Annotated in this window: 24 protein-coding genes; 17 read left to right on the forward strand and 7 right to left on the reverse strand. The window is 55.6% G+C overall.

What is annotated here, in order from left to right; all coding sequences use genetic code 11:
• Positions 1-348: 348 nt before the first annotated feature.
• The 16 genes from mraZ (at position 349) to DPF_RS02695 (ending at position 19,107) form a co-directional block, all read left to right on the forward strand.
• Positions 349-804, forward strand: coding sequence for a division/cell wall cluster transcriptional repressor MraZ (gene mraZ, locus DPF_RS02620; protein WP_069857323.1), 456 nt, complete (start codon positions 349-351; stop codon positions 802-804).
• Positions 804-1,754, forward strand: a complete 951-nt coding sequence (gene rsmH / locus DPF_RS02625) for a 16S rRNA (cytosine(1402)-N(4))-methyltransferase RsmH (RefSeq protein WP_069857324.1) — start codon at positions 804-806, stop codon at positions 1,752-1,754. The genes mraZ and rsmH overlap by 1 nt, the downstream gene beginning before the upstream one ends.
• 14 nt (positions 1,755-1,768) lie before the next feature.
• Entirely contained in the window at positions 1,769-2,053 is a 285-nt protein-coding gene (locus DPF_RS02630; RefSeq protein ID WP_069857325.1) for an FtsB/FtsL family cell division protein, read from the forward strand.
• Between the two features lie 14 nt (positions 2,054-2,067).
• Entirely contained in the window at positions 2,068-4,029 is a 1,962-nt protein-coding gene (locus tag DPF_RS02635; RefSeq protein WP_176724143.1) for a penicillin-binding transpeptidase domain-containing protein, read from the forward strand.
• A complete protein-coding gene (locus tag DPF_RS02640) occupies positions 4,020-5,480 on the forward strand; it encodes a UDP-N-acetylmuramoyl-L-alanyl-D-glutamate--2,6-diaminopimelate ligase (RefSeq protein ID WP_069857327.1) in 1,461 nt (486 codons plus the stop codon). The genes DPF_RS02635 and DPF_RS02640 overlap by 10 nt, the downstream gene beginning before the upstream one ends.
• A 42-nt stretch (positions 5,481-5,522) precedes the next feature.
• A complete protein-coding gene (locus DPF_RS02645) occupies positions 5,523-6,899 on the forward strand; it encodes a UDP-N-acetylmuramoyl-tripeptide--D-alanyl-D-alanine ligase (protein ID WP_069857328.1) in 1,377 nt (458 codons plus the stop codon).
• Positions 6,896-7,972 carry a phospho-N-acetylmuramoyl-pentapeptide-transferase gene (gene mraY, locus DPF_RS02650; RefSeq protein ID WP_069857329.1) on the forward strand — a complete coding sequence of 359 codons (1,077 nt, stop codon included), beginning with the start codon at positions 6,896-6,898 and terminating at the stop codon, positions 7,970-7,972. Before DPF_RS02645 ends, mraY begins: the two co-directional genes overlap by 4 nt.
• A 15-nt stretch (positions 7,973-7,987) precedes the next feature.
• Positions 7,988-9,313, forward strand: coding sequence for a UDP-N-acetylmuramoyl-L-alanine--D-glutamate ligase (gene murD / locus DPF_RS02655; RefSeq protein WP_069857330.1), 1,326 nt, complete (start codon positions 7,988-7,990; stop codon positions 9,311-9,313).
• Positions 9,273-10,394 (forward strand): putative lipid II flippase FtsW, encoded by a 1,122-nt coding sequence (ftsW, locus tag DPF_RS02660; protein WP_088178302.1) that lies wholly within the window; start codon positions 9,273-9,275, stop codon positions 10,392-10,394. The genes murD and ftsW overlap by 41 nt, the downstream gene beginning before the upstream one ends.
• Before the next feature lie 56 nt (positions 10,395-10,450).
• Positions 10,451-11,551 (forward strand): undecaprenyldiphospho-muramoylpentapeptide beta-N-acetylglucosaminyltransferase, encoded by a 1,101-nt coding sequence (murG, locus tag DPF_RS02665; RefSeq protein ID WP_069857331.1) that lies wholly within the window; start codon positions 10,451-10,453, stop codon positions 11,549-11,551.
• Positions 11,552-11,599: 48 nt separating this feature from the next.
• Positions 11,600-12,964, forward strand: coding sequence for a UDP-N-acetylmuramate--L-alanine ligase (gene murC, locus DPF_RS02670; RefSeq protein WP_069857332.1), 1,365 nt, complete (start codon positions 11,600-11,602; stop codon positions 12,962-12,964).
• Complete coding sequence (gene murB, locus DPF_RS02675) at positions 12,961-13,845, forward strand: UDP-N-acetylmuramate dehydrogenase (RefSeq protein WP_069857333.1); 885 nt, start codon at positions 12,961-12,963, stop codon at positions 13,843-13,845. Before murC ends, murB begins: the two co-directional genes overlap by 4 nt.
• Before the next feature lie 89 nt (positions 13,846-13,934).
• Complete coding sequence (locus DPF_RS02680) at positions 13,935-14,657, forward strand: cell division protein FtsQ/DivIB (protein ID WP_176724144.1); 723 nt, start codon at positions 13,935-13,937, stop codon at positions 14,655-14,657.
• A gap of 108 nt (positions 14,658-14,765) precedes the next feature.
• Complete coding sequence (gene ftsA, locus DPF_RS02685; RefSeq protein WP_069857335.1) at positions 14,766-15,992, forward strand: cell division protein FtsA; 1,227 nt, start codon at positions 14,766-14,768, stop codon at positions 15,990-15,992.
• A gap of 78 nt (positions 15,993-16,070) precedes the next feature.
• Positions 16,071-17,339, forward strand: a complete 1,269-nt coding sequence (gene ftsZ / locus DPF_RS02690; RefSeq protein ID WP_069857542.1) for a cell division protein FtsZ — start codon at positions 16,071-16,073, stop codon at positions 17,337-17,339.
• Between the two features lie 172 nt (positions 17,340-17,511).
• A complete protein-coding gene (locus DPF_RS02695; protein ID WP_369689577.1) occupies positions 17,512-19,107 on the forward strand; it encodes a radical SAM protein in 1,596 nt (531 codons plus the stop codon).
• Positions 19,108-19,135: 28 nt separating this feature from the next.
• Here the strand turns inward: DPF_RS02695 and DPF_RS02700 are convergent, their stop codons facing one another.
• From DPF_RS02700 to DPF_RS02725, 6 genes are all read right to left on the reverse strand, one after another.
• Positions 19,136-20,029: an amino acid ABC transporter permease gene (locus tag DPF_RS02700; RefSeq protein ID WP_069857337.1), complete on the reverse strand. Its 894-nt coding sequence runs from the start codon at positions 20,027-20,029 to the stop codon at positions 19,136-19,138.
• Between the two features lie 75 nt (positions 20,030-20,104).
• A complete protein-coding gene (locus DPF_RS02705) occupies positions 20,105-20,935 on the reverse strand; it encodes a transporter substrate-binding domain-containing protein (RefSeq protein ID WP_069857338.1) in 831 nt (276 codons plus the stop codon).
• A gap of 100 nt (positions 20,936-21,035) precedes the next feature.
• The gene (locus tag DPF_RS02710; protein WP_069857543.1) at positions 21,036-21,845 is read right to left on the reverse strand and encodes an amino acid ABC transporter permease; all 810 of its coding nucleotides are present in this window, start codon (positions 21,843-21,845) and stop codon (positions 21,036-21,038) included.
• A 104-nt stretch (positions 21,846-21,949) separates the two neighbouring features.
• The gene (locus tag DPF_RS02715; RefSeq protein ID WP_069857339.1) at positions 21,950-22,381 is read right to left on the reverse strand and encodes a DUF3783 domain-containing protein; all 432 of its coding nucleotides are present in this window, start codon (positions 22,379-22,381) and stop codon (positions 21,950-21,952) included.
• Positions 22,378-22,608, reverse strand: coding sequence for a hypothetical protein (locus DPF_RS02720; protein ID WP_069857340.1), 231 nt, complete (start codon positions 22,606-22,608; stop codon positions 22,378-22,380). Before DPF_RS02720 ends, DPF_RS02715 begins: the two co-directional genes overlap by 4 nt.
• 54 nt (positions 22,609-22,662) lie before the next feature.
• On the reverse strand, positions 22,663-24,021 hold the full coding sequence (locus DPF_RS02725) for an SH3 domain-containing C40 family peptidase (protein WP_069857341.1): 1,359 nt from the start codon (positions 24,019-24,021) through the stop codon (positions 22,663-22,665).
• A gap of 112 nt (positions 24,022-24,133) precedes the next feature.
• On the opposite strand from DPF_RS02725, the gene DPF_RS13975 reads away from it, so the two are divergent.
• Complete coding sequence (locus DPF_RS13975) at positions 24,134-24,361, forward strand: hypothetical protein (protein WP_176724145.1); 228 nt, start codon at positions 24,134-24,136, stop codon at positions 24,359-24,361.
• Positions 24,362-24,610: 249 nt separating this feature from the next.
• Here DPF_RS13975 and DPF_RS02735 read toward each other — a convergent pair whose 3' ends face one another.
• Positions 24,611-26,212, reverse strand: coding sequence for a peptide chain release factor 3 (locus DPF_RS02735; protein ID WP_088178303.1), 1,602 nt, complete (start codon positions 26,210-26,212; stop codon positions 24,611-24,613).
• Positions 26,213-26,334 lie beyond the last annotated feature (122 nt).

A 26,334-nucleotide genomic window follows, 5' to 3' on the forward strand; every position in this document is an offset into this window, starting at 1 on the left:
TCAAAAACTACAACCTCTCCCCCTGCTCCGCCAAGCCGCCTCACACTCACCTCCCCTTACCACGTCCATCTCCTAGCCAGGCCATTCCTGGCTTGTTGCTTTCTGGTTTATGGATCTACATGATGCTTTCGCGCAGACCTTGAGCATTCTGATCCTGAATCGTTTGGTAATTTGTGAACATACTCGTTGCGCTTAAGTTATGTGACGCGTGTGTTTGCAGACAATACTTTGCAGGATCGGTGCATTGGGAGGCATTTTTTTACGGAGTCGAGAAATTTTTATCCTTGACTTTTTTTCTGACGGCTGGGAAGGATGTGGGAAAATGTGGTAAACAGTGGGAGAGAATGAGTGTTCCGAGGGCATGCACATAGGTCGCAGGATGGGAAGGGTCGTTTGATGCTTCCTCCCGAATTCCGGGAAGAGGCCTTACGGCTTTCTCCTGACGGCCATTTGATGCTGACCAATTTTGATGGATGCGTCGCTGTTTATCCTTTGCCAGAATGGGAAGAAATTGAAAAAAGTTTTGCCACCCTGAACATGGCCGACCGCAAGGTCCGCAATTTTCATCGTTTTTTTATTTCAGGCGCATCTGAAGTTACTCTCGACAAACAGGGGCGCATACTCATTCCTCCTCATTTGAGAAAGTATGCCGGACTCAAAAAGGAACTGGTCCTTGCCGGGGTTGGGCGCAAATTCGAGATCTGGGATCTTGAACGCTTTGAAGCCCAACGCATGGAAGTAGAACAGGATTGTGATCCTATTCTGGATTCTCTGGCCGAAAGTGGGTTCGTGTTGAGGTTTTGATGGTAGAAGCTGCACATACATCGGTTCTGGGCCAGGAGGTCGTCGAGTGGATGCGTCCGCGCCCCGGGGGCAGGTACCTGGACGGCACTCTGGGCCTGGGCGGCCACGCCCTGCGCCTGTTTGATGCAGTTGAAGGCAACATTCAGATCCTGGGGACGGACAAGGATCCCGAAGCCATTGCCGCTGCGACATCAAGGCTGCATGATCATGCGGATCACCTGTTCACGGCCCATTGTTCATTTCGCGATTTTGAACACCCCCTCAAGGAGCTGGGATGGCAAACCCTTGATGGCGTCCTGTTGGATTTGGGGGTTTCATCCATGCAACTGGATCAGGCCGACAGGGGGTTCAGCTTTGTCAAGGACGGTCCTTTGGACATGCGCATGGACAAGCATTCCGGCCGTCCCAGCGCCCGGGATCTTATCGCCAGACTGCCGGTTCAAAAGCTCAGGGAGATTATTGGCAAGTACGGGGAAGAGCCCATGGCCGGAAGAATTGCCCATGCCATTGCCCGGGCGCGTGAATCCCAGAGCATAGAACGGACGCTGCAGCTCGCTGATATTGTGGCCAAGGCCTATCCGCCGAAACGCCGGGCCCTGTCCAGAAATCATCCGGCTACTAAAACCTTTCAGGCTATCAGGATTGCTGTCAATCACGAGCTGGATGATCTGCATTTTTTTCTTGAGCGCATTCCTGACTATCTTGCTCCAGGGGGCCGTATTGTCGTCATCTCCTTCCATTCCCTTGAAGACCGCATCGTCAAGCAGGTTTTTCGGGAAGAGAGCAAGGGATGCGTTTGTCCCCGATACCAGCCTGTTTGTGTTTGCGGTCATGTGCAAAGGCTGTGCGTTCTGACCAAGAAGCCTCTGGCCCCCTCCAAGGAGGAAATGGCGTGTAATCCTCGCAGCCGTAGCGCGAAAATGCGTGTTGCACAGCGTGTATCGTCATAAGTGAAGGAAAGCGGATGCGTAAGGGACATGAAGTCGGAGCTGTCATCATTGCTTTTTGCTGTGCGGTATTTCTGGCCATGGGTCTGGTGTGGGTGAACATCCAACGGGTGGACCTTGCCTATGATCTTCAGAAGATGCAGGCCCTGTTGTCCCAAAAGGAAGAACTCAACGTCAAACTGGAGATTGAGCGCAACAATCTTCTGGCACCCGCACGATTGCGTTCTGTCGCCAGAAAGGCAGGGTTGTACGAAGTTCGGCCAGGACAAATGCGCAAGCTTGATGATTCTGGATATGAATAACCTGGATGGGGAAGATGGCACGCAAAGGGAGGACTTCATCCGAGGTGTGGTCCGGCAGAAAGATCGTCATGCTGGCCGTTGTTTTTACCCTGGGGTTGTTGGCCATTTGGTGCCGGGCATATTATGTTCAGATTGTTTCCGGTCACGCCCTTGTTGAACGAGCCAAGCAGCAGTACTGGGCCTCACGACAGCTGCAGGGAGAACGCGGTGCCATTGTTGATCGTCAGGGGCGGTTACTGGCCAAAAGCGTGTCAACGTATTCGGTGTTCATCAATCCGGCGCATATCAGGGACAAGAGGAAAACCGTCACGACGCTGCACAAGATTGTTGGGGGATCGAAAAAAAGGCTCAACAGGCTTGTTCGGGAAAAAAGTTCTTTTGTCTGGGTCGCCAGGCAGATTGGAGATCGTCAGATTGCGCAGCTTCGCAAGGCAGATCTTCCGGGGGTCTATCTCAAGAAGGAATGGATGCGTCTGTACCCGCAAGGTCATGTGGCCGCACAGCTGCTTGGATTTGTAGGCATTGACGGTAAGGGGCTCGAAGGTCTGGAGCGGTCCCTTGACGATGTTTTAAGCGGATCATCGGCAAGGCAGCGGGTCCAGCGGGATGCTGCCGGGGCTCACTTGTATAGCGGTCGGGCACAAAACAACGTAGATGGTGCGACCGTTTCCCTGACCATTGACAGCGTTATTCAAAGTGTTGCCGAAGATGCCCTGGCAGAATCTGTTGTAACATTTCATGGTAAAACCGGTGTATGTCTCGTTGTGGAGGTACCGACCGGAGATATCCTTGCCTGGGCCCATTATCCGTTTTTTGATCCCAACCAATATGCCAAAAGCAATGCCCGGGTTTGGAAAAATCGCATGTGCCTTGATCTTGTGGAGCCAGGATCAACGTTCAAACCTTTTGTGGTGGCGGCAGCGTTGCAGCATTCGGTTTGTACCCCTGATTCACGTTTTTTTTGCGAGCAGGGCGAATGGCGCATCGGACGCAATCGGATTCGGGATACGCATGCCTATGAAACGTTGCGCGTCGATGAAATTATGCGTTATTCCAGTAACATAGGGATGTCCAAAATTGGCCTTGCTTTGGGACCTGAACGTTTGTACCGCCAACTGCGCCGTTTCGGATTTCTTGGAACCACGGATGTCCGCGTGCCTGGGGAAGCCAAGGGGCTGATTCGTCCTCCCCAGACCTGGACCAAGTTCGATTTGGCGGCGGCATCCTTTGGTCAGGGAGTGGCCATCACTCCTTTGCAACTGGCCAGAGGGTATCTGGTACTGGCCAACAAGGGCAAAATGCGTCCCCTGCGCATAGTCCGGGGAATCGACAAAGCCCCTTCCACCCGGCAGGTCGTGAGAAGGGATGTGGCCGAGGCGGTGCTACGTATGCTTCGGGACGTTGTGGAGGATGACGGAACCGGCAAATTGGCCAGAATTCCCGGCGTGGAAGTCGGCGGCAAGACAGGTACGGCCCAGAAGCCTACACCAAAGGGCGGGTACGGCGATCATTTTTTGGCATCCTTTGTCGGTTTCATCCCGGCTTTGGAGCCCAAATATCTCATTTTGGTCATGGTTGATGAGCCCCATCCCCAGCATTACGGGGGTGTTGTCAGCGCGCCCGTGTTCAAAAAGGTCGGCATGAAGCTGCTTGCCTACCGGGGCGAAGCTCCCCTTCAGGAGAGAACCATGCCGGTGGCCGGAGAGACCGTCAGGGACGTCTCGATCAAGTCGCCTGTTCAAAGGGGCTTGAACAGGGAGCAGGCAACTGACGACAAGGTTCCCGATTTGTGTGGAGCATACTTGAGACATGCAGTTGCAACAATGGCTCGACATGGTGTGGTCCCTCAAATCATGGGAAAAGGAACCGTGGTGCGACGGCAGCAACCCAAGCCCGGATCTTCATGGAACCAGTCCAAGGCTGGATCCTGGAAACTCTGGGTGACAACGAAGAGGTCAAAGGATCCATGTCGATAATTTTCGACCAAGCTCGCTGGGATGAGCTCAAGGAGCGGGTCCGGCAGGGACTGCATGTCAAAACCCATTCGGCACTGGTCGAACAGGGAGACGTTTTCATTGCCCTTCCGGGTACACGGCATGACGGAACCATGTATATTGATCAGGCATTGGAACGAGGGGCCTCGTATATCGTTGCCTGCAATGTCAATCGTTGGGCTCACGATGTTTCTGCGGAGTTCCTGGTTCATCCTTCCCCGCGCCAGGCCTTGGGCGAACTGGCGGCTGCCCGTTTCGGCACGGGGAATATGCACATGAAGATAGTCGGGATTACCGGGACCAACGGCAAGACTACTACCAGCTATCTGATCGAACACCTTCTGACATCGGCGGGCAAGAAGGTGGGCGTCATCGGTACGGTCAATGTCCGCTGGCCCGGCCATTGTCACGATGTGGGCATGACCACGCCGGATTGTTGGACCCTCCACGATTTTTTGGCCCGCATGCGTGAAGATGGGGTCGATGTTGTGTGCATGGAGGTTTCCTCTCATGCACTGGATCAGGAACGGGTGGCCGGTATCACCTTTGATGTGGCCGTGTTCACCAATCTGACCCAGGATCATCTGGATTACCATCATGACATGGAATCCTATTTCCTGGCCAAGGCACGGTTGTTTCAGGGATCCCAAGGGGATGAGCCCCTTGGGATTATCAATGTCAATGACCCGTACGGAAAGCGGCTTCAGAAAGCCAGATCCCATTGCATGGGCTATGGTTTGGAAACAGGTGCTTTGGGCAACGGGCTTGGTGGCCGGCTAAAGGCCTGCACGCGCAAGGGCCTGGAACTGGTCATGGAGTATAACGGGGAGCAGTGGTTTTTGTCCTCACCCCTGGTGGGGCGTCACAATGCCATGAACCTGCTGGCTGCCCAGGCCGTGGGACTTTCTTTGGGATTGCCCGTTTCTGCCATGCAGGACCTGCAATCCTTTGCAGGGGTACCGGGACGTCTGCAGCGCGTTGTCAATGCTCGCGGGCTGGATATCTTTGTTGATTACGCCCATACGCCCGACGCGTTGGAAAAGGTCTGTCAGGCCCTGAAAGGCTTGGGGTTCAAGCGACTGCATGTGGTCTTTGGGTGCGGCGGGGATCGTGATCATTCCAAGCGGCCTCGCATGGGGGCGGCCGTGGCGGCCACGGCCGATGTGGCCATCGTCACCTCGGACAATCCCCGGCATGAAGCCCCCGAGGCGATCATTGATCAGATCCTGCCAGGTATGAACGGGACTGTTGCAACCATACTGCGTGAAGTGGACAGGCGGGCTGCCATATCCAGAGCCATTGACGGCATGGAACCAGGCGACGTGCTGCTTGTCGCCGGCAAGGGGCATGAAACCTATCAACAGATTGGCGATACCAAATATCCTTTTGATGACGTTCAGGTCATCATGGAATTATTGCATGCCGAGGAATAACGTTATTTCCCGGTATGTGCATAGAATTTTCAAGGAAGTGTCATGCGACTAGGGCTTTGGGAAATAGCGACCGCCATGGACGCCATGGGTGATGTGACGGAAAACAACAACCGTGATGTCCTTGGCGTGCAAACCGACAGCCGGCTCGTGCGGCGCGGAGATCTTTTTGTTTGTATCGTGGGCAAAAACATGGACGGGCACTGTTTTGCCGCTGAAGCCGCCCGCAAAGGCGCGTGTGCCATTGTGGCCCATTCCCCGCTTCCCGAGATCGATTCGGGCGTTCCCGTACTGCTGGTACGGAATACCCTTGAGGCCCTGGGACGTCTGGCCCTTTACTGGCGCACCCGGACAGGTGCCACGGTCATCGGGATTACCGGATCGGCCGGCAAGACAACGGTCCGGGAGATGCTGGCCTCCCTTCTGGCCATGCGCGGCAAGACCGCCAGGAATAGCAAAAATTGGAACAACCAGCTTGGCCTGCCTCTGTCCATGCTCGCCTGTTCAGGGGATGAAATGTTCTGGGTCATGGAATTGGGGATCAGCAGACCCGGTGACATGGAAGAGCTCGGGGCCATTTTGCGTCCCGATCATGTGCTGATTACCAATGTGGGGCCCTGTCATCTGGAAGGGCTTGAAGACGTTGTTGGCGTGGCCAAGGCCAAGGCAACCCTTATGGAGTACATGTCTGCTGCGGGAACCGCTGTGGTCAGCAAGGATTATCCCGAGCTGGTGGAGCAGGTCGGTCAGTACGCTGCGCATTCCGTTTTGTTTTCGACACAGGATGCCTTGTCGCCTTTTTCTGCCGTCTATGAGGGGATGGACGACCAGGGTATGGGGCGGTTTCGATTGACCCTGAACGGCCAGGCCAGAACTTTGTCCCTGCCCATGCATGGGCAGGAAATGGCTGAAAATTGTATTGCCGTGGCCACCATGGCCCGATGTCTTGGCATGGATTCGGAAACCATCCTGCAGGGGCTGGCCACGCATGTCCCGGTCGCCCAACGGTTCAGGGTTACAACCCGGGGGTTGTGGACCGTGATCGACGATACCTACAACGCCAACCCCCTTTCCATGCGTTGTTCCATTGAACGTGCCGGATTGCTTCATCCCGACGACCCTCTGGTCCTGGTGCTGGGAGAGATGAAGGAACTGGGCGATTATGCGGGCAAGGGACATGTTGATTTGGGCACCTGGGTCGGCCAATCATCCGCCTCGCTGCTTTTTTTCGCCGGAGAACACGCTGACGATGTCCGTCAGGGCCTTGGCGCGTGGGACGGTCGTTTTGTTCCCGTGGCCTCTCCTGACGAGTTGCGCGATCATGTCCGTCTGTTACCGTCCCGGGGAACCATTTTGTTCAAGGGATCGCGGAGTTGCAGGATGGAGAAATATCTCGAGGTTTTTTTGGGGGAACAGGGATGATCTATCATCTTCTCTACCCCCTGAGCGGCGATATGGGTGTGCTCAACGTCCTTCGGTACATCACCTTCAGATCCATGCTGGCCATGCTCACGGCCCTTGTCTTGAGTATCATTTTCGGCCCCGCGTTCATCGGCTGGCTCAAGAAGATCAAGTGTGGACAGTACATTCAGGAAGACGGACCCAAGCATCAGAGCAAGGCCGGTACGCCGACCATGGGCGGGGCCTTTCTGGGCCTTTGTCTGCTGGTAAGTGTTCTCATATGGGGCAATCTGAAAAATCCCTATCTGTGGCTGACCATCTTCGTGTTTTCCGGGTTCGGCCTGGTGGGTTTTGTGGACGACTACATCAAAGAAGTGCGCAAGAACAATCAGGGCCTCACGGCCAGAACCAAGTTCGTGGGACAGGTCATTGTGGCCTGTGGCGCCTTGACCATCCTGATTACCATGCCCGGGTACAGCAGTGAGCTCATGGTTCCCTTTTTCAAGTCCATACGGCCCGATTTCGGGTGGTGGTACATCCCCTTTGCCCTGCTGGTCATGGTCGGGTCATCCAATGGGGTCAATCTCACGGACGGACTCGACGGGCTGGCCATAGGTCCCAGTGTGGTCAGCGCTGGATGTTTGGGGATTTTTCTCTATCTTGCCGGGCATGTGGAATTGGCCCGGTATCTCCAGGTGGCCTATATCCCCGGAGTGGGCGAGGTGGCGGTTTTTTGCGGGGCCATGGTGGGTGCGGGCCTGGGATTTCTCTGGTTCAATGCCTATCCTGCCCAGGTATTCATGGGTGACGTGGGCAGCCTGAGCATCGGTGGAACCCTCGGATTCATGGCGGTATTGTGCAAGCAGGAACTGCTTCTTGTCATTATTGGTGGCCTGTTTGTCATTGAGACTCTTTCTGTGGTCCTGCAAGTGGGCTATTTCAAAATGAGCGGAGGCAAGCGTATTTTTCGCATGGCTCCGCTGCATCATCATTTCGAGCTCAAGGGCATTCCCGAGTCCAAGATCATCATCAGGTTCTGGATCCTTTCCATTCTTTTGTGCTTCATGGCTCTGGCAACCCTCAAACTCAGATAAGGAACAGGCAGAACAATGCACGAACTTATTCATCCGGGACAGCTGAAAGGCCATCATGCTGCTGTGGTCGGAGCCGGTCGTTCGGGCATTGCTGCCGCCCGGCTTCTGGCCGCTCTGGGGGCTTGTACGCGGCTGATGGAGCGAGACGAGAGCAGGATTACGTCCAAGGACAGGGATCTGGCCCTGGAACTTGGTTGGGATATGCGTATTGGCGAACATACGGCCGAGGATTTTGCCGGTGTGGATCTCGTGGTCCTCAGCCCGGGTGTACCTCTGTCTTCCCTTGCCTCCCTGCTTCCCGAGGGGGTCAAGGTAATCTCCGAGCTGGAACTGGCCTCGTGGTTCGTGTCCGAACCCATGATCGCAGTGACCGGAACAACCGGCAAGACAACAACCACTGCTCTCATCGGGCATGTTCTGGAACGCTGCGGCAAGACCGTGTTCGTGGGCGGCAATATTGGTGTTCCCCTTTCCGAGTATCTTCTTGCCGAAAAGCCTGCCGACATTCTGGTATTGGAGGTAAGTTCCTTCCAGTTGCAGCACACGGATTCCTTCCATCCCATGGTTGGTGTTTTTGTAAATTTTTCGCCCAATCATCTGGATGTGCATACCAGTGAGGAAGAATATTTCATGGCCAAGTTGGCCCTTTTTGCCAATATGCGGGAAAGGGATCTGGCCGTCCTTCACTTGAGTCTCAAGGACGAGCTTGAAGCCCGAACGTTCACCAGGGCCAAACGAATTTATTATGTGGGAACGGACCGGTTCGACTGCCCAAGTCTTTCCGGTCCCCACAATCAGGAGAATCTGGAGGCTGCCTGGCTGGCATGTCGGTATTTCGGCATCACTCAGGAAGACATGGCCCGCACCCTTGCTGATTTTCGGCCCAAGCCCCACCGGCTGGAGCGGATCGGCGAACATCAGGGGGTCTGTTTTGTTGACGATTCCAAGGCCACAACCCTGACCGCCCTTGAAGCGGCTCTCAAAAGCTTTGAACAGCCTGTTATCCTGCTGGCAGGGGGGATATTCAAGGGAGGGGATCCGTCTTCCCTGACCCCTCTTTTCAGGGAACGGGTCAAGGCGGTTTGTCTGTTCGGGGCGAGCAGGGAGGTTTTTGAACCGGCATGGCGTGCTGCGTGCCCGACAACCTGGAACCCGACACTGGAAGAGGCCGTTCAGACGGCATGCCAACAGGCCCAATCCGGCGATGTTGTCCTGTTGTCACCGGCTACCTCCAGTTTTGATCTGTTTGAGAACTACAAGGCCCGAGGAAAGGCGTTTTGCAAAGCTGTCGAGGCATATTATGGGGAACTCGTCACACACTGCGACCAGATTGGGGATTGATTGGTGGCTTTTGTTTCCCCTTGCCGTGCTTACCGGGCTGGGGCTGATCATGGTCTTGAGTGCCAGCGGGGTCATGGCTGAAAAATTTTGGAACACGCCATACCATTTTATCACCCGGCAGAGCCTGTTCGCCGGGCTGGGGCTTTGTATCATGTTGGCGACAAGCAGACTTTCTCCGTCATGTCTGCATGCGCTTCATTATCCCCTGCTTGCAGGTTCCCTGGTGCTTTTGGCCTTGACCCTGCTTCCTGTCGTGGCGGTCAAGGCGGGAGGCGCAAGCAGATGGATCAATTTGGGATTTTTCAGTCTCCAGCCCCTTGAGGTGGCCAAGGTGGCCCTGGTTTTTTATCTGGCTTATTTTTTTTCCCGTAAGCAGGATCGGATAAAGACGTTTCGCATCGGGTTCGTGCCACCGTTCATGACAACCGGCATCATGTGTGCTCTGCTCCTGGTGCAGCCGGATTTTGGCGGCGCCATGTTTTTGGTCATGATTCTTTTTCTGTTTTGTCTGGTGGGGGGAACCAGGTTCAGTTATCTGGCCATTTCTTCCATCATGGCTCTGGGCCTGGCCACTGTACTTGTGATGACCTCGCCCTACCGTTTTCGACGGTGGTTCGCCTTTCTGGATCCCTTCAAGGATGCCCAGGATAGTGGATATCAACTGGTTCAATCCCTCTATGGATTCGGGGCCGGAGGCTGGTTGGGCGTGGGTCTGGGCGCTGGCAGGCAAAAGCTTTTTTTTCTGCCTGAGGCGCACAATGATTTCATCCTGGCGGTGCTTGGGGAAGAACTGGGATTTGTCGGGGTTTCACTGGTCATCGTGCTCATGGGGATCATTCTGTGGCGATGCGTGGTCATCGCCCTGAACCAAAAGGATATGCAGGATCGTTTTTTGGCTTTTGGCGCGGGATTGATCATCATTCTGGGTGCCATTTTGAATATGGCGGTTGTTCTGGCCGTGGCACCGCCCAAGGGCGTTGCCTTCCCCTTCTTGAGTTATGGCGGGAGCAATATGCTGACCAGTTTCTTTTGCATGGGCATTCTGCTCAACCTGTCGAGGCGGGGATCACGAGCTCGCTGAACCGGGACAGGCCAGAATGGCACGTGGCGCAAGGATACTCTAACCAAGAGTGAATCGTGGAACGCATTATTCTGACGACAGGAGGCACTGGAGGCCATATTTTTCCAGCTCTGGCCGTTGCCGAAGCCGTACGGTCGCGCTTTCCTGAGTGCAGGATTCTTTTTGTGGGAGGCTCCCACGGACCCGAAGCCCAGTTGGCCCGGGAGGCCGGCCTTGAGTTTGTGGCCTTGCCGTCCCAGGGTATTCTCGGCAAGGGGCTCCGGTTTTTTCCCGGGCTGTTGCGCATGGGGTGGGGCGTTGTACGGGGCATGCTGCTTGTCCGTTCGTTCAAACCCCAGGTGATTGTCGGATTTGGCGGATATGCCGGATTTCCCGCAGTCATGGCCGGGAGCCTGCTGCGTGTACCCACGGCCGTGCATGAGCAGAACAGTATCCCCGGCATGTGTAACAGAACGCTGGGGAAGCGGGTTGATCGCATTTTTGTATCTTTTGAGGACAAATCCACCTTGTTTGATGTCTCCAAGGTGGTGCTGACCGGGAATCCCGTTCGCAGGGATATTGTCAATCTCGGCAGACAGGATCCGGGCAAGGGGTCGGTGCAGGGAAAAAATCTTCTTGTCCTTGGAGGAAGTCAGGGCGCCACGGCCATTAATGATGCGATCATTGACATTCTTCCCTCATTGCGCAGGGAGCGTGTGAATATCTGGCATCAGACAGGTGCCAGGGATTGGGACCGTATCCGGGCTGCGTACCAGGAGCGGTATCCCGAAGCCCGAGTGGATCCTTTTATCAAGAATATGGCCGAGGCCTATGATTTTGCCGATCTGGTCGTATGTCGGGCAGGGGCAACCACCCTTGCCGAGCTGACCATTGCGGGCAAGCCGAGCATATTGATTCCGTTTCCCTATGCCGTGCATGATCATCAACTCAAGAACGCCCGATATCTGGAAGAGGCCGGTGCAGCCCTGGTCATGGTTCAGAGCTACCTGGACGAGGTCAATCTGGCCGGGACCATTACGGATCTCATGACCATGCACGAGAAGCTTCGGGCCATGCGTCACAATGCCCGTCGCCTGGGCCAGCCCAAAGCAGCAGAATCCATTGTCAGCGAAATGGAAACCATGGTCCAGGGTACAGGAGATTCTTTTCACCCCTAACATGTCCGCAGGTCGAGGTTGGGCCGCACGGCATATACCAGAATTCATATGCGAAACAAGATTCAGAAAATTCATATGGTCGGGATCGGTGGTACCGGAATGAGCGGTATAGCCGAGGTTCTCCTCAATCTCGGGTACGACGTCAGCGGTTCGGATCTGGGGCGCACGCCTGTGATCGAGCGTCTGGAAAAACTGGGCGCGCGTATCGCCCAAGGGCACGATGGTGCCAATCTTGGCGAGGCCCATGTACTGGTGCGATCTTCGGCCATTGCCGATGACAATCCAGAAGTGCTCAAGGCCCGCGAGCAAGGAATACCCATCATCCCCCGGGCTGAAATGCTTGCCGAGCTCATGCGTCTGAAAACGGGCATTGCCGTGGCCGGGACCCATGGCAAGACAACGACCACCTCGTTTTTGGCCACCATGTTCAAGGAGGCCGGGTTCGATCCCACAGTGATCATCGGCGGCATTCTCAACGCCTACGGAAGCAATGCCATGCTCGGGAAGGGCGAATACCTCATTGCCGAGGCCGACGAATCAGATGGCTCGTTTCTCTGCCTTCAGCCCATCCTGAATGTGGTCACCAATATTGATGCGGATCATCTTGATTTTTATGCGGATCTGGAAGACGTCCAGGCAACCTTTGTTCGCTTCATGAACGCCATTCCCTTTTACGGGCTGAACGTGGTCTGCGGGGATGACCCCAACATCAGGGCCATTTTGCCCAGGATCAAGCGTCCCGTTGTAACCTACGGGCTCGGCCCGGACAATGATCTGCGTGCTGAAGTGGAATCCTGCGAATATGGCTCCCGGTTCAAGGTACTGCTCAATGGTACGCCGTGGGGCGAGATCGTTTTGGCCCAGCCGGGAAGACACAATATTTTGAATGCATTGGGCGGAATAGGCGTGGCCATTGAGGCCGGTGTTCCCAAGGAGGCCATTGTCAAGGGGTTGTCCCAGTTTGGAGGGGTTGGACGCCGATTCGAACGCAAGGGAGAGCGCAATCAGGTCCTGGTTATTGATGATTACGGCCACCATCCCACCGAGATCAAGGCGACCCTGCGAACCGCCAGGGAGTGTTTTCCCGACAAGCGCCTTGTGGTTGCTTTTCAGCCGCACCGCTTTTCCAGGACCAAGGCGTTGTTTGGGGATTTTTGCACCTGCTTTGCGGACGCCGATGTCCTTCTCTTGACGGAAATCTATCCTGCCTCGGAAACGCCCATTCCCGGGGTCAATGGTCTGAATCTGGCCCGGGCCATCAAGCAGGTTTCGGATCTCAAGGTTCTTTTTTACGAGGATTTCGGCGCCATGAGCGATGCCCTGCCCGGGGTGGTGCAACCCGGTGATGTGCTGTTGACCATTGGAGCGGGCAATATCTGGTCCGTGGGGATGAACTACCTGCACAAGCCATGAAGATAACTGTTCAGCCATCGTTTCGGGAACTGACCACATTGCGTCTGGGGGGACAGGCCAGATGTCTGCTCGTCCCCCAATGTGATGCGGACTATGAAGCCATTCCCCGGGAGGCTGAACGGTATGGAGGCAGGCTCTTGGCCTTGGGTCGGGGATCCAATATTCTGGCAGGGGATGGAGAACACGATCTTGCCCTGATACGCCGCCCTTGTCTGGCAGCGCCCAGGGTTGTCCGGACTACCTCGAACAAGGTGCTGGTTGCCGTGGACGGGGGCATGACATTGGCCGGACTGCTGGCCTGGTGCATCAAGCATGAGTGTTCGGGGTTGGAGCCCCTGGCCGGGATCCCGGGAAGTATCGGGGGGGCGGTGGCCATGAACGCGGGTTCCCATGGTTGCGAATGTTTCGATCTGCTGCAGGCCCTTCGGATATGGACCCCGAAAGATGGCGTGGTTTGGGTTGATCGTGAAATATGTCGGGCTGGATACCGGCGGTTTGCCCTTCAGGGATATGATGGCGTGTTTGCCGTTCTGGAAGCGCTTCTGGCCTTTGAAACTTGTTCCAGGGACGTGATTCGAAAACGGGTCAAATCGTGGTTTGTACGCAAGAAGAGCGTCCAGCCGCTGACGGCCTGGACCGCAGGGTGTGCTTTCAAGAATCCCCTGAATCATTCGGCCGGAAGATTGCTCGATCAGGCAGGGTTGCGGGGGTATGCACTGGGAGGGATGCGGTTTTCGCCCGTTCATGCCAACTTCCTGGAAAATACCGGAAAGGGGACGGCCACCCAGGCATTCGAACTGATGGATCTGGCCCGGGAAACCGTTGCAAAGCGTTTCGGTATGGTGCTGGAACGTGAAGTCGAGGTCCTTGAATGCCCGTGAGTTGGTCAACCACATTGCGAGGGCGGAAAAAGTCTTCCCGGAGGAGCAACGCCTATCGAGTTTCCCAGGGGGAACCCCTTGTTCGGAGAGTGGCTGGGTTCCTGGGGTTCTGGTTCAAGACCGGCCTGGCGTTCATGTTTGTCGGACTGGTGAGCGTGGCACTGGTTTATGCCTATCGCTATGTCACTGTGCAGCCTTTTTTCGCCTTGAACGAGGTTCGGGTGAGCGGCAATTCCCATCAAAGCGACGCCACCCTTCTGGCGCGTGCCGGGATCAATTTGGGACAGAATATTTTTGAGGTGAACATTGGGCAGATACAGGAACGTTTGCAAAAGGATCCATGGATTGATCGCGTTTCCATTCGTCGTGTTTTGCCCGATCGCCTGGAGATCCATGTGGGTGAAAGACAGGCCTGTTTTTGGGTCATCCGGGAGCATGAACTGTTTTATGCTGATCAAAGGGGCCGGTTGATAGACAAGGTCGAGCCGGCACATTTCATCTCCTTGCCGATTCTTGGCCCTTTGGAAAAAAACGGCATGGAAGATGTGCTTTCCCGAACGGTCGATCTTTTGAATACCAACAGTCTGCCCTTTGGATTCGCATCCATAGAGAACCTTGCGGTTTCTCCTGACGGGAACTTGGAGATTTTTCTCAATCGTCCGGACATGCTGGTGACTCTGGGAGTACGTGAGCTGGAAACCAATTGCCGACGGTTGACCATGGTTTGGAATGATTTGGAAAAACGCAGGGAACACCAACGTGTCAGAAGCCTTCAGGCCTTTGCAGGCAAGGTTTGGGCAGACGTAAGCTGATGGGATGGCCCGTTTTCCAAGCGGTCATCACGAGACAAACGCATTTCATTCCCCTGTATCAAGGCTCAGGCGGCCAGGGGCAGCATGTTTTGAACAAAGGATATGATAATGGCCAAATCGGAACTTGTCGTAGGACTGGACATCGGGACCACGAAAATCTGTGCTGTGGTGGGTGAAGTTACTCCTGACGGGGTGGATGTGGTTGGCATTGGCACGAGTCCATCCACCGGACTTCGCAAGGGTGTGGTCGTCAACATTGAGCAGACCGTTCAATCCATCAAAAAGGCCTTGGAAGAGGCCGAACTCATGGCAGGTTGCGAAATTCGCTCCGTGTATGCGGGGATTGCCGGGAGTCATATCGCGGGATTCAACAGCCACGGTGTTATTGCCGTCAAGGGCGGAGAAGTCACGGCCAGAGATGTGGAACGGGTTCTGGATGCCGCCAAGGCCGTGGCCATTCCTCTGGATCGGGAGGTCATTCACATTCTGCCCCAGGAGTACATTGTCGACGATCAGCGGGGCATTACGGCCCCCCTTGGCATGGCCGGGGTCCGTCTTGAGGTCAAGGTGCACATTGTCACCGGAGCGGTGACCAGCGCCCAGAACATTGTCCGTTCATGCCATCGTTCAGGCCTTGATGTGGAGGATATCGTTCTGGAGTCTCTGGCTTCGGCCAAATCCATTTTGACGGATGAGGAGCGGGAAATCGGCGTTGCCCTGGTGGATTTGGGCGGCGGGACAACGGATCTGGCCATTTTCAGTAATGACGCCATCAAGCATACGTCCGTACTCGCCCTGGGAGGGGCCAACCTGACTAACGATATTGCCTTTGGGCTGCGTACTCCCATGCAGGCTGCCGAAAGGATCAAGGTCAAATACGGATGCGCCCTGGGGGATCTGGTGGCCGGAGATGAGGTGATTGACGTTCCCAGTGTGGGCGGGCGGGATCCCCGAAAGCTTTCCCGTCATGTCCTTGCCGAGATTTGCGAGCCTCGCATGGAAGAAATTTTCGCATTGGTCGATCAGGAACTGGTCCGATCCGGCTACAAGAAACTTATTGGTGCCGGTGTTGTGCTGACAGGCGGGGGCGCCCTTATTCAGGGGGCCCAGGATCTTGCCGAGCAGATATTCAACGTGCCCACTCGGGTCGGATTTCCCAAGGGAGTCGGTGGATTGACCGATGTGGTCAAGAGCTCCATGTATGCCACGGCCGTGGGGCTGCTTTTGTATGGGGCCGAAAAGGCCGACATGAAACGTGGCATTCGAATTCGTGACAAAAACATGTTCAATCGTATCCTGACGTCCATGAAAAAGTGGTTTGTGGATATTTCATAACTCTGGGTAAAGATGGACCGGTCCCGGGGCGGTCCTCAGGAAATAGACGGATATATCCTGAACAAGGGAGGAAAAGGCATGGAATTTTTGGAACTTGAAACCGAAGACAACGCAAAAATCAGGGTTGTCGGCGTTGGTGGCGGTGGTGGTAATGCAGTCAACAACATGATTTCCTCGGCCATGAAGGGGGTGACCTTTATCACCGCCAATACGGATATCCAGGCGTTGAAGCATTCCAAGGCCGAGTTCAAATTGCAGCTTGGGGAAAAATTGACCAAGGGGCTCGGAGCAGGCGCCAATCCCGAGGTGGGGCGTGATGCCGCTCAGGAAAGCATCGGCCAGATCAAGGAAACCCTGGGTGAATGCGATATGGTTTTTGTCACGGCGGGCATGGGCGGTGGTACCGGGACCGGCGCGGCTCCGGTTATTGCCCAGGCAGCCAAGGAGATTGGTGCCTTGACCGTGGCCGTGGTCACCAAACCCTTCCAGTTCGAGGGAAAGCGGCGCAGGATGCAGGCTGAAAGGGGAATCAAGGAACTCCGTGAGGTGGTGGACAGCATTATCACCATTCCCAACGATCGCCTTTTGACCCTGGCTTCCAAAAAGGCCACGTTTCTGGACATGCTGGCCAAGGCCGATGAGGTTCTTTTTTATGCCGTCAAGGGTATTTCCGATCTGATCATGGTGCCGGGCCTGATCAATCTGGACTTTGCCGACGTCAAGGCCGTCATGTCGGAGATGGGACTGGCCATGATGGGTACGGGCATTGCTGCCGGCGAAGGCCGTGCCCGGGAAGCGGCCATGAAGGCCATCACCAGTCCTTTGCTCGAAGACGTGTCCATTGACGGGGCCCGGGGCGTTCTCATGAATATCACCTGCGGACCGGATCTGACCATTGATGAGGCCAGTGAAGCAGCCAGTCTCATTCACGAGGTGGCTTCCGACGATGCCAATATCTATTTTGGCACGGTATTCGATCAGAATATCGGGGATGAGATGCGCATCACGGTCATTGCCACCGGCATCGAAGAGGAAAGCAAGCAGACCGGCGCTGAAAGCGGCGGGACCAACGTGACCAAGATACCCCCCCGCCAGACGCGTCAGGACGAGCGCAGCATCCTGCGCACCAAGACCAGCAATGTTGATCAGGATGATTTGAACATCCCCGCCTATCTGCGCATGAAAAAGAAGAACGACCTGCACGGACCTGCATCCCTGGAGACGACCCGGCAGCGAACCCGACCCAACCATGGTCCGCAGTCCGCACCGACTCCAGGCGGGGAAGATTTTATCTTTGACGAGGAAGAGTCAGAGATTCCCGCTTTTATCCGCATGCAGGCGGATTGATTCGTGTCTGGTGCGGTGCCAGAGGGCCTGTGTCGAATCGCTCCTGGGAATTTCCGTGCCACATGATATAGCAATGACGACCACCGAACTTCACCCTCAAGGAGCGCCAAACGATCTCCTGTTTTGGGGATCGGCGTCTCCTCAACTCAGGGAATGGGGCGGCAGGTTACCCGTGGCATTGGTTTTTCCGGAAAAGGAAAAATTCGCCCTGTCCACCCTGGGATGGCAGGTGGTGTATCGCATCCTTGCCGGGTCCGCTGATTTTGCCGTCGAACGATTTTATGCCGACGACAAGACCTCTCCTCCCGTTTCAGCGGACTCGGGCAGGGAGCTTTCCGCCTTTCCCCTGATCTGTTTCAGCCTCAATTTCGAAGGCGATTTTGTCACTGTTCTGTCCCTGCTCAAACGGGCAAACATTCCCCTTGATGCCGCCCAGCGCCAAGATTGGCCCCTTGTCATGGCCGGTGGTCCCATCGCCTTTCTCAACCCTTTTCCTCTTTTCCCCGCCCTGGATTTCGTGTTTGTGGGCGAGGCCGAATACGGCTTTGCGTCGCTGGCCCATGCCATCAAGGACCACTGGATCGACAGAAGTTCCCGACACAAGGCCCTTGCCAGCCTTGCCCGTCGGCCCGGTATCCTGTCACATTTGCATACGGATCGTGTCGTCCGTCGGGTCTTTGTCCGGGATTCGGATCGTCTCCTGCCCGTGCCGGCAGCCTCCTGTTTTGTCAGTTCCCACTCGGAATTCAGGGACATGCTCCTTCTGGAAATCAACCGCGGATGTCCCTATGGGTGCCGTTTCTGCGCTGCCGGCAACATCTACCGTCCTCCTCGCCAGTCCCGTCTTGGGGATCTCAAATCCATTGTCCGGCAGACAAGTCCTTGCAAGGTCGGGCTGGTGGGTACGGCCTTGACCGACTGGCCAGATCTTTTTCCCTTTCTGCAATGGCTTCATGAACGAAACATCAAGTTTTCCCTGGGCTCCCTGCGGGCCGACGGTGCCACCCGGGATTTTTTGACCTTTTTGCGCAAGACCGGAACCCGAAGCCTAACCTTTGCCCTGGAAGGGGCCAGCCAAAGGCTGCGCCAGTCCATGAACAAAAACCTCAACGAGGACGCCCTGCTTGAGGCAGTTGCCCTGGCCAGTGAGCTGCAATTCAATACCCTTAAACTGTATCTCATTGTTGGCTGGCCCGGAGAAACCGAGGATGATTTTGACGAACTGGACGGGTTTCTCGACCGGATTCAGCAAGCACGCAAAACAGGACAAGGGAAAAAATCCAAGGGTATTGATCTGATTCAGGTGAGTGCCAGTTGTTTGGTGCCCAAGCCCTGGACCCCCTTGCAATGGGCTGCCATGGATTCGGAAGCAGGCCTCAAGGCCAAGATGAAACGGCTCAAGGCGATCATCAAGTCCAAGCGGGGCATGCGTTTTTCCGGAGAGAATCCCCGCCAGGCCAGGATACAGGGGCTGCTTGCTCGCGGCGATGAAGGGCTGTTTGAGCTGTTGTGTCTGGTGGAGGAACGGGGAGGTTGGAAAGAGGGGCTCAGGGCCTGGGGCAAGGATGTTGCCTGGCATGTGGATCGGACACGGGATCCAGATGAGATTTTTCCCTGGGACCGGCTGGATATCGGGGTGGATAAAGCATATTTATGGAAGGAATGGCAACGGTTTCACCAAGGAATGCAGACAGCGCCCTGTCCTGCCTCGGGGTGTGAACGCTGCGGTCGGTGCGGGTTGGATGTGAAGATCCTTGGCGGGGGGTAGCCCCAAGGCATTGCCAAGGATTGATGGCTCATCCCTGCTCGCGTCGTCGTAGAGCCAGTTCCAGCTTTCTGGCCAGGAGGGAGCACCCGAAGGTCAGACCAAAGTACATGAGGGTGATGGTGATCCAGACCTCGAAGGTGAGGTAGGTGGCGGCCATGAGCTCCATGCCCTGAAAGGTCAGCTCCTGGATGGAGATGACCGAAACGATGGCCGAATCCTTGATGGTGGAGATGAATTGACCGGCCAGGGGAGGAAGGACGATGCGCACGGCCTGGGGCAGGATGATAAAGCGCATGGAGCTCCACCAGTCGAATCCCAGGGCGTTGCCGGCCTCCCATTGTCCCTGATCCACGGAATCAATGCCGCTGCGGACGATTTCCGTGATGTAGGCACCTTCGTAAATCCCCAGGGTGATGACGGCCGTGAGAAACGAGGCCAGCTGAGATGTGGGGCCGAACAGCCATTCCAGTATGGATTTGGTCGCAGGAGCGCAATTGTCCACGCACTGCTCGATTCCCAAAAAAGGCATGATCTGTTCGCCGACGAAAAAATAGAAGATGAACACCAGGACCAGGGGCGGCAGATTCCGGCTCAGGGAAACATAGGCTCCGCCAAGCCATCGCCTGACCCGGTGTTTGCTGATGCGCAGACACCCCATGAATATCCCGATGATTGTCGCCAAAATGGTGGACCAGACGCTCAACCGTATGGTGGTCATGAGCCCAAGGATGAGAAGATTGGGTACCCATCGTTCCTGGTGGGCGTCGTATCTGAAAAGGTATTGGGGAATAACCGACCAATCCCAGGTGTAGTCCATGTTGGTGGTTGCCTGATAATACAGCCAGCCGGCTCCGGAAATGAGTATGAGCAGGATGATTAGGTCGAGAAGACTTGGTCTGCGTGGCGATGGTGGTCGGTACATGAGAAAAGGATGCCTGCGGGATAGCCCGCAGGCTTTTTTTATGAAGGAAGTATGTCAGAAAAAGCGTGTCGGGAGCTACTTGATCCGTTGTTCCCAGTCCAGTGTTTTGAACCAGTAATCGTGCCGGGCCTGTAGCCATCCCTCGGCCGAGGTGATGATGATCCAGTTGTTCAGAAAATTGAGAAAATCGGGATCACCCTTTTTGATGGCAAATCCGATGGGCTCCTTGGTGAAGGTTGTTTCTCCCAGTGGCAAAAAGAGCTTGTTCTCGTGTCGTATGGCCTGATGGGCCGGAAACGGTGCCGAGGCGATCATGGCGTGGGCCTTGCCGATGAGCACTTCCTGCAGTGCCTGGGCCTCGTCGTCAAAAAAGCGAAGCGTTGCCCGGGGCATGAACCGCTTGGCTGCCTGAACCGGTGTGGCCCCGGTGCGCGCCGACAGGGTCACCGAAGGTTTGTTGAAATCCTCCAGGCTGTTGAAACCTGCAGCCAGCTTCTTGTTGGCAATCATGGACATGCCCGAGTATTCGTAGGGAATGGTGAAATTGACCTTGAGATTGCGCTTGGGCGTGATGCCCATCCCTCCGATGATGATGTCGAATTTGCCGGTTAAAAGAGACGGGATGATGCCGGACCATTTGGTGGGGATGAATTCGGGTCTGACGCCCATGTCATGGGCAAGGCGTGTGGCCACGTCGATTTCATATCCGATAAAGGCGCCTGTTTTGTCCTTCATGGCCCAGGGAACAAATGTGGAAAAACCGATTCGCAGCTTGCCGTTTTTGATGACTTTTTCCAGGGTGCTAGCGTCGCGGAGCTGTTCGGTCACCGGATTGGCCATGGCCTGGGTGGAAGTTGCCAGAAGTATGAAGCCACAACAGAAAAGCACAAAGCATCGAAAGCGCATGAAAGGCCTCCTTGAAGGGGTTGCTTGACAGGGCAGCAGGTTGTGATGGGAATGAACATGGTACATGAAAAAAGGGAACAAGAAAACGGCAAACCAGAGCTCACCATGTTTTTTGCTGCATCAGGGTTACCAGAAGGGAGAGAAATCCAGTCAGCACCAGATAGATAGCTGCTACCGTGAACCAGATTTCAAAGGTCAGAAAGGAATCCGCAATGATGGCCTGGCCCTGCATGGTCAGATCGTAGACCGCGATGGTGCTCACTAAGGCCGAGTCCTTGATCAGGGAGATACCCTGGCTTGTCAGGGGGGGAGCGATCCTGCGCAGGGTCTGAGGCAGAATGACCAATCTGTAAAGGTCAAAGGATGTCATGCCCAGACTGTACCCGGCCTCCCACTGTCCCTTGGGGATGGATCGGATACCGGCCCGAAAAATTTCCGAGGCGTACGCGCCTTCAAAAAGGCTGAGGGCCAGAACCGCAATGGCAAAGCGGTCCAGGCCGATAATGGGCGAGATGACAAAATAGAGAAAGAATATCTGGATGAGCAGAGGGGTGTTGCGAATGAATTCGAGATACACCCGGGAGACGCTTCGGGCCATGAACGAGCCGGAAAGACGCATCATGGCCGTGGTCAGGGCAATGGCAAAGGCGAAAACCAGGCTCCATCCCGTGATTTTCAGGGTTACGATCAGGCCTGTCAGGAGCGGACCCAGGGTGAATCCTTCCTCGTTCCAGGTAAAAAGGTACCTGGGCACCTGATACCATTGCCAGTTGTACCCCAGATCAGCAGACCCGTGAACAATGAGCCAGGTCAGCAGGCCCAGCACTCCGAAGAATTTGGCCAGGTCCGTGATCCAGACCTGAAAAGCCTGGCCGGAAAAAGACGGCAGGGATGCAAAAAGAATGGACATGATTTGAAAGATGCCTGCTCGGGCATGACGGTTGGGATCTGCTTGCAAGGAATCATCTTTAGGTGAATCCCGCTGTCATTGTCAAACCCGCGAGGTCCTGCCGGCTACGAAGACGCCGGCTTGCCCATGGCCTGGTGCTCCCGGGTAAGTTCCGTCAGCAGGTCGGTTAGGGACCATGTAGCAGAAACCGGGGTCAGGGTGGCCCATATGGGACGAGGAAGCTCAATGGATTTATAGATCTTCATGAAGGCGTGAAGTTCGTGTTCCAGAAGACCTCCCATGATCACAAAAGGAGAGGCAAGAACGTGATCATGGGGAGCGCTTTGATCCTCCCGGGCAAAGAGTTCTTCCAGGGTGCACGAGAAATCTTCCCGGCCCGGGAAAATCAGGGGGAGGTCTTCGAACTCCCTGGTTGTGTCCAAATGGGTTATGAGACGTTGCCGGTCACGTGGATCAAGACCATGGACCAGGACTTTTCTGGGTCCGAACAATCGGTTGTCCGACTGGCCCACTGGTTTGAATGTACTTTGACTCATGATTGCTGCTCCTGGGTGGTTGTTGCTGCCTGGCGGATCCGGGCAAGAAGCTGGTTGACATCCAGGTGGTATTTGGCGGCCAGGCCTTCAAGGGATTCGAACAAGGCGTTGCACAAAACGCATTCCCCAGCCTGTTTGTCGTAGCTGCGAAATACGGGTTCGGTTGTTTTGTACGCGGCTACAATGTCCAGAACCCGGGATGCCGGGGAGATATCTTCGGGCCTCATGGGGTGAGCCTCCACCTAAAAGGGTTGCGATCGTGAACAGGATGATCACCGGGATCAAGGGAAGATGCTCATTCCGGTGATCTTGTTGATCAGCAGTCCGGAGGGCCGGTCAAGATGGTTCAGCTCCGCCCCGGGATACAGGGTGGTGATCACGGTCTTGCCGATGATGTATCGTCCTTCCCCGGCCATCAGGGTTTTGGTCTTGAGCCCCCACATGTTGTGCATGATGACCGGTTGTCCCTGATATTGGCCCAGATAAAGGACAATGTGCCCGGGCATCCAGATGAGGGTTCGCAAGGCAATCCCCTGCGTCCTGATGATGTTTTCCTTGTCCTTGGCCGAAAGTCCGGCAAGGTTGATGCGCCGTCCCTGTCTGGCCTGCTGGGAAGAGTTTCTGGGTAGCCAGAAGCCAAACGGGGTCATGTAGTCCCGGGTCATGGCTGAACAATCGCGATTGGCGTACATGCCACCCCATCCATAGGGCTGGCCCATGAACCCCTGGGCCAGAAAAACCTGATTGTCCAGGGTCATGGGCAGGGGAAAGGGGGCCATCTCCAGTCCCTTCATGTCGGCCTTGACCAGAACGGCCTTGCGGGATGCGTCGGCCGCCGGCATGAGGAGCATGGGACGGGTCGGGCTTTCCATGGCAACGGGGTAGATGGCTCCGATATGGGTCATGCATCGGAACACGCCTTCCGTATCGATGATGGGACGGTCGTCCCGCAGGGGCACGGCAAAATGGTCGGATTGGAATCGGGCCATAAAGGCCTCGTCCACCATGGCCAGGTTGTTGACCGGAACCCATCCGTACACAAATCCTGCCTCGACCAGGGCCCATTCCTTGTCCCGGGTCAGATGGCAGACATGGACGGGGGTTCCGGCCCACAGGACCGAATACTGCATATAGTCAAAGGGGTATCCTTCCCCGGGCCGGTCAAAGGAATGGAAGCCGGGATGGCGGGTTGGCAGGGCACGTGCATGAGTGTCCATGATGGTGATGGCCCGGGCATCCTGGTTGGGAAAGGTTTCCTGGTCACATGTGGCCACAAGCCGGGTAATCCGCTGTGTGGGCCAGGGTTGCAGGTTTTCTCCAATGACTTTGCTGGTACCCAGAGTGTTGATTGATCTCAACAGGTTTTCGGCAGGGTAGAGTGTGGCCGCCTTGAGATGCCAGGGGGCGAAAAAATGGGTCAGATACTGCTTGGCAAGACGGCTCTGGTTGGGGATATGGCTGTGGTCGTCCATGGAGCCGGAATTCGCCCCTATAATGCGCGACACGTCCTGGGGAATGGTCTGTACATCCTCAATGGAGCCCCCCAGGGGCGGGCGCGAGCATGCAACACATAGGACAACAAGGAACCAGACCATGGTCATGGCGGTATGTAAGCGACCCCTTGCAAGGAAAAGACGCATGACAAAACTCCCGTTGGACAGGGGTGGACAAGGCGATTGACTCTGCCTTGAAATGTTTTTACAAATGTCTTTTCTTGTAATCCAACAAAGCACAAAAGGGAAGGTTAAGGGTATGGATGCTAGTTTGCAGGAAATGATCAAGGCGTTGACGTTCAAGGAAGTTCTGTTTGCGGATGAAAAACGGGCGGCCATTGATTTCGGCCCTGTCATTTGCGTCTTTGAAAAACACGGCGATACCTGGCATACCGTGGGCACCTCGGAACATGGTGCAACCGGTTTGTTCTACGAGGACGCCAAAAAGGTTTTTGCGGATCGGGCCGAAGTGGCTCAGCGGCTGTAATCCGGCTGCATCTGTTGTCCTGTCAACAAGCGGGAAAACAGGGGAATGCCCCTGTTTTCCCGCTTGTTTTGTTTGGGCTGCCCTGGAGCAGAACCTGGGCGCCATGGTGAGCAGCTGGTCGGCTGTGTGGCTATCGCCAGGACGGCCGAGGTGGGGCCTCCCGTGAGCACAAAAGAAGGCCATCGAACATGGGTTCGATGGCCCTGATGGAAATGCGCGGTCGCCCCTGGTGGCGTCAACGGGGATGCGTTAGACTTTTTCCCGCGTGGTGTGAAAGACAATGTCGGGCCATTGTTCCATGGTGTAATCCAGGCGCCACTTGCTCGGGGCCAGGTAAGTCAGGGCGCCTTCGGCGTCCAGGGCCATGTTGGACTGGAATTCCCGAGTGAACTGATCCAGAATTTTCTGCTGGTCGCAGGTCACCCATCGGGCTGTTTCCGTTTGAACGGGCTCGTAAACGGCATCCACCCCGTATTCGTCTTTCAGGCGGGACATGATGACATCAAACTGGAGGACACCCACGGCACCAAGAATATAGTCATTGTTCATCATGGGTCTGAAAAGCTGCACAGCGCCCTCCTCGGAGAGCTGGGTCAGTCCCTTGTTCAACTGCTTGGATTTGAGGGGATTTTTCAGGATGACCCGTCTGAAGTGCTCGGGTGCGAAATTGGGGATGCCCGTGAACTTGAGAGGCTCTTTCTCGGTAAAGGTGTCGCCGATACGGATGGTTCCGTGGTTGTGCACCCCGATGATGTCGCCGGGCCATGCCTCTTCCACTCCGGTTCGGTCCTGGGCCATGAAAATGGTCGCATTGGCGATCTGGATTTCCTTGCCCAATCGATGGTGACGGACCTTCATGCCCCTGGTGAACTTGCCCGAACAGATGCGCACGAAAGCGAGCCGGTCCCTGTGGGCCGGGTCCATGTTTGCCTGGATCTTGAAGGCCACGCCGGAAAATTCCGGTTCATAGGGAGAGACCTCCCTGGTGGTTGTCTGTCTGGGTTGGGGAGGCGGAGCAAGTTCCACAAAGGTATCAAGCAGTTCCTGAACCCCGAAGTTGTTGATGGCGCTGCCGAAGAATACCGGGGTCTGCAATCCCTTGAGGTAGCGTTCCCGGTCAAAGGGGTAACCGGCTCCTTCGATGAGTTCGAGATTCATGCGCAGTTCGTCGGCATGCTGGCCCAGAAGTTCGTCCAGTTTGGGATCGTTGATGTCGGTGATGACAATACCTTCCTGGATTCTGCCCCCATGGGTTGCCGAAAACAGATGGAGTTGCTTTTTGTGGATATTGTAGGTCCCTTGAAACTGTTTACCCATGCCAATGGGCCAGGACAGGGGGGCGCATTCAATATGCAGGGTCTTTTCAATGTCCTCCAGAATGTCCAGGGGGTCCAATCCGTCCCGGTCGAGTTTGTTCACAAAGGTCATGATGGGGGTATCCCGCATCCGGCAGACGTCCATGAGCTTGCGGGTCTGGACCTCAACACCCTTGGCGCTGTCAATGACCATGAGGGCGGAGTCCACCGCCGTGAGCACCCTGTAGGTGTCTTCGGAAAAGTCCTGATGGCCGGGGGTATCCAGGAGGTTGATCTCAAAGCCGTTGTAATTGAACTTCATCACCGAGGTGGTCACGGAGATGCCGCGTTCCTGTTCCATGGCCATCCAGTCGGAGGTGGCATACCGATTGGCCTTGCGGGACTTGATGGTCCCTGCCATCTGGATGGCTCCGCCGTAGAGCAGGAGTTTTTCGGTCAGGGTGGTCTTTCCGGCGTCCGGGTGGCTGATGATCCCGAAGGTTCGGCGTTTGTCCACTTCTCTGGTTAATTGCTTGAGGGAAATATCTGCTGCCATGGACATACCTCGAAAATGAAAATGCCTTGCCCTGCCAGGTGGCGGGAAAGGCGAAATGGATGTGATTGGGGTGCTTGTCGGCGGGGTATAAGGGAACGCCTGAATTGCTCAAAATGTGAGAT

Source organism: Desulfoplanes formicivorans (genome assembly GCF_001748225.1).
Lineage (GTDB): Bacteria > Desulfobacterota > Desulfovibrionia > Desulfovibrionales > Desulfomicrobiaceae > Desulfoplanes > Desulfoplanes formicivorans.

Bases quoted from the DNA above. Each gene is read 5' to 3' on its own strand.
- DPF_RS02705 (WP_069857338.1), bottom strand. From the start codon at position 20,935: ATGCGCTTTCGATGCTTTGTGCTTTTCTGTTGTGGCTTCATACTTCTG.
- murC (WP_069857332.1), top strand. From the start codon at position 11,600: ATGCGAAACAAGATTCAGAAAATTCATATGGTCGGGATCGGTGGTACC.
- DPF_RS13975 (WP_176724145.1), top strand. From the start codon at position 24,134: ATGGATGCTAGTTTGCAGGAAATGATCAAGGCGTTGACGTTCAAGGAA.
- DPF_RS02735 (WP_088178303.1), bottom strand. From the start codon at position 26,212: ATGGCAGCAGATATTTCCCTCAAGCAATTAACCAGAGAAGTGGACAAA.
- DPF_RS02635 (WP_176724143.1), top strand. From the start codon at position 2,068: ATGGCACGCAAAGGGAGGACTTCATCCGAGGTGTGGTCCGGCAGAAAG.
- mraY (WP_069857329.1), top strand. From the start codon at position 6,896: ATGATCTATCATCTTCTCTACCCCCTGAGCGGCGATATGGGTGTGCTC.
- murD (WP_069857330.1), top strand. From the start codon at position 7,988: ATGCACGAACTTATTCATCCGGGACAGCTGAAAGGCCATCATGCTGCT.
- ftsZ (WP_069857542.1), top strand. From the start codon at position 16,071: ATGGAATTTTTGGAACTTGAAACCGAAGACAACGCAAAAATCAGGGTT.
- DPF_RS02715 (WP_069857339.1), bottom strand. From the start codon at position 22,381: ATGAGTCAAAGTACATTCAAACCAGTGGGCCAGTCGGACAACCGATTG.
- murB (WP_069857333.1), top strand. From the start codon at position 12,961: ATGAAGATAACTGTTCAGCCATCGTTTCGGGAACTGACCACATTGCGT.
- DPF_RS02700 (WP_069857337.1), bottom strand. From the start codon at position 20,029: ATGTACCGACCACCATCGCCACGCAGACCAAGTCTTCTCGACCTAATC.
- rsmH (WP_069857324.1), top strand. From the start codon at position 804: ATGGTAGAAGCTGCACATACATCGGTTCTGGGCCAGGAGGTCGTCGAG.
- DPF_RS02640 (WP_069857327.1), top strand. From the start codon at position 4,020: ATGTCGATAATTTTCGACCAAGCTCGCTGGGATGAGCTCAAGGAGCGG.
- DPF_RS02720 (WP_069857340.1), bottom strand. From the start codon at position 22,608: ATGAGGCCCGAAGATATCTCCCCGGCATCCCGGGTTCTGGACATTGTA.
- DPF_RS02630 (WP_069857325.1), top strand. From the start codon at position 1,769: ATGCGTAAGGGACATGAAGTCGGAGCTGTCATCATTGCTTTTTGCTGT.
- ftsW (WP_088178302.1), top strand. From the start codon at position 9,273: ATGGGGAACTCGTCACACACTGCGACCAGATTGGGGATTGATTGGTGG.
- ftsA (WP_069857335.1), top strand. From the start codon at position 14,766: ATGGCCAAATCGGAACTTGTCGTAGGACTGGACATCGGGACCACGAAA.
- DPF_RS02725 (WP_069857341.1), bottom strand. From the start codon at position 24,021: ATGCGTCTTTTCCTTGCAAGGGGTCGCTTACATACCGCCATGACCATG.
- DPF_RS02710 (WP_069857543.1), bottom strand. From the start codon at position 21,845: ATGTCCATTCTTTTTGCATCCCTGCCGTCTTTTTCCGGCCAGGCTTTT.
- DPF_RS02645 (WP_069857328.1), top strand. From the start codon at position 5,523: ATGCGACTAGGGCTTTGGGAAATAGCGACCGCCATGGACGCCATGGGT.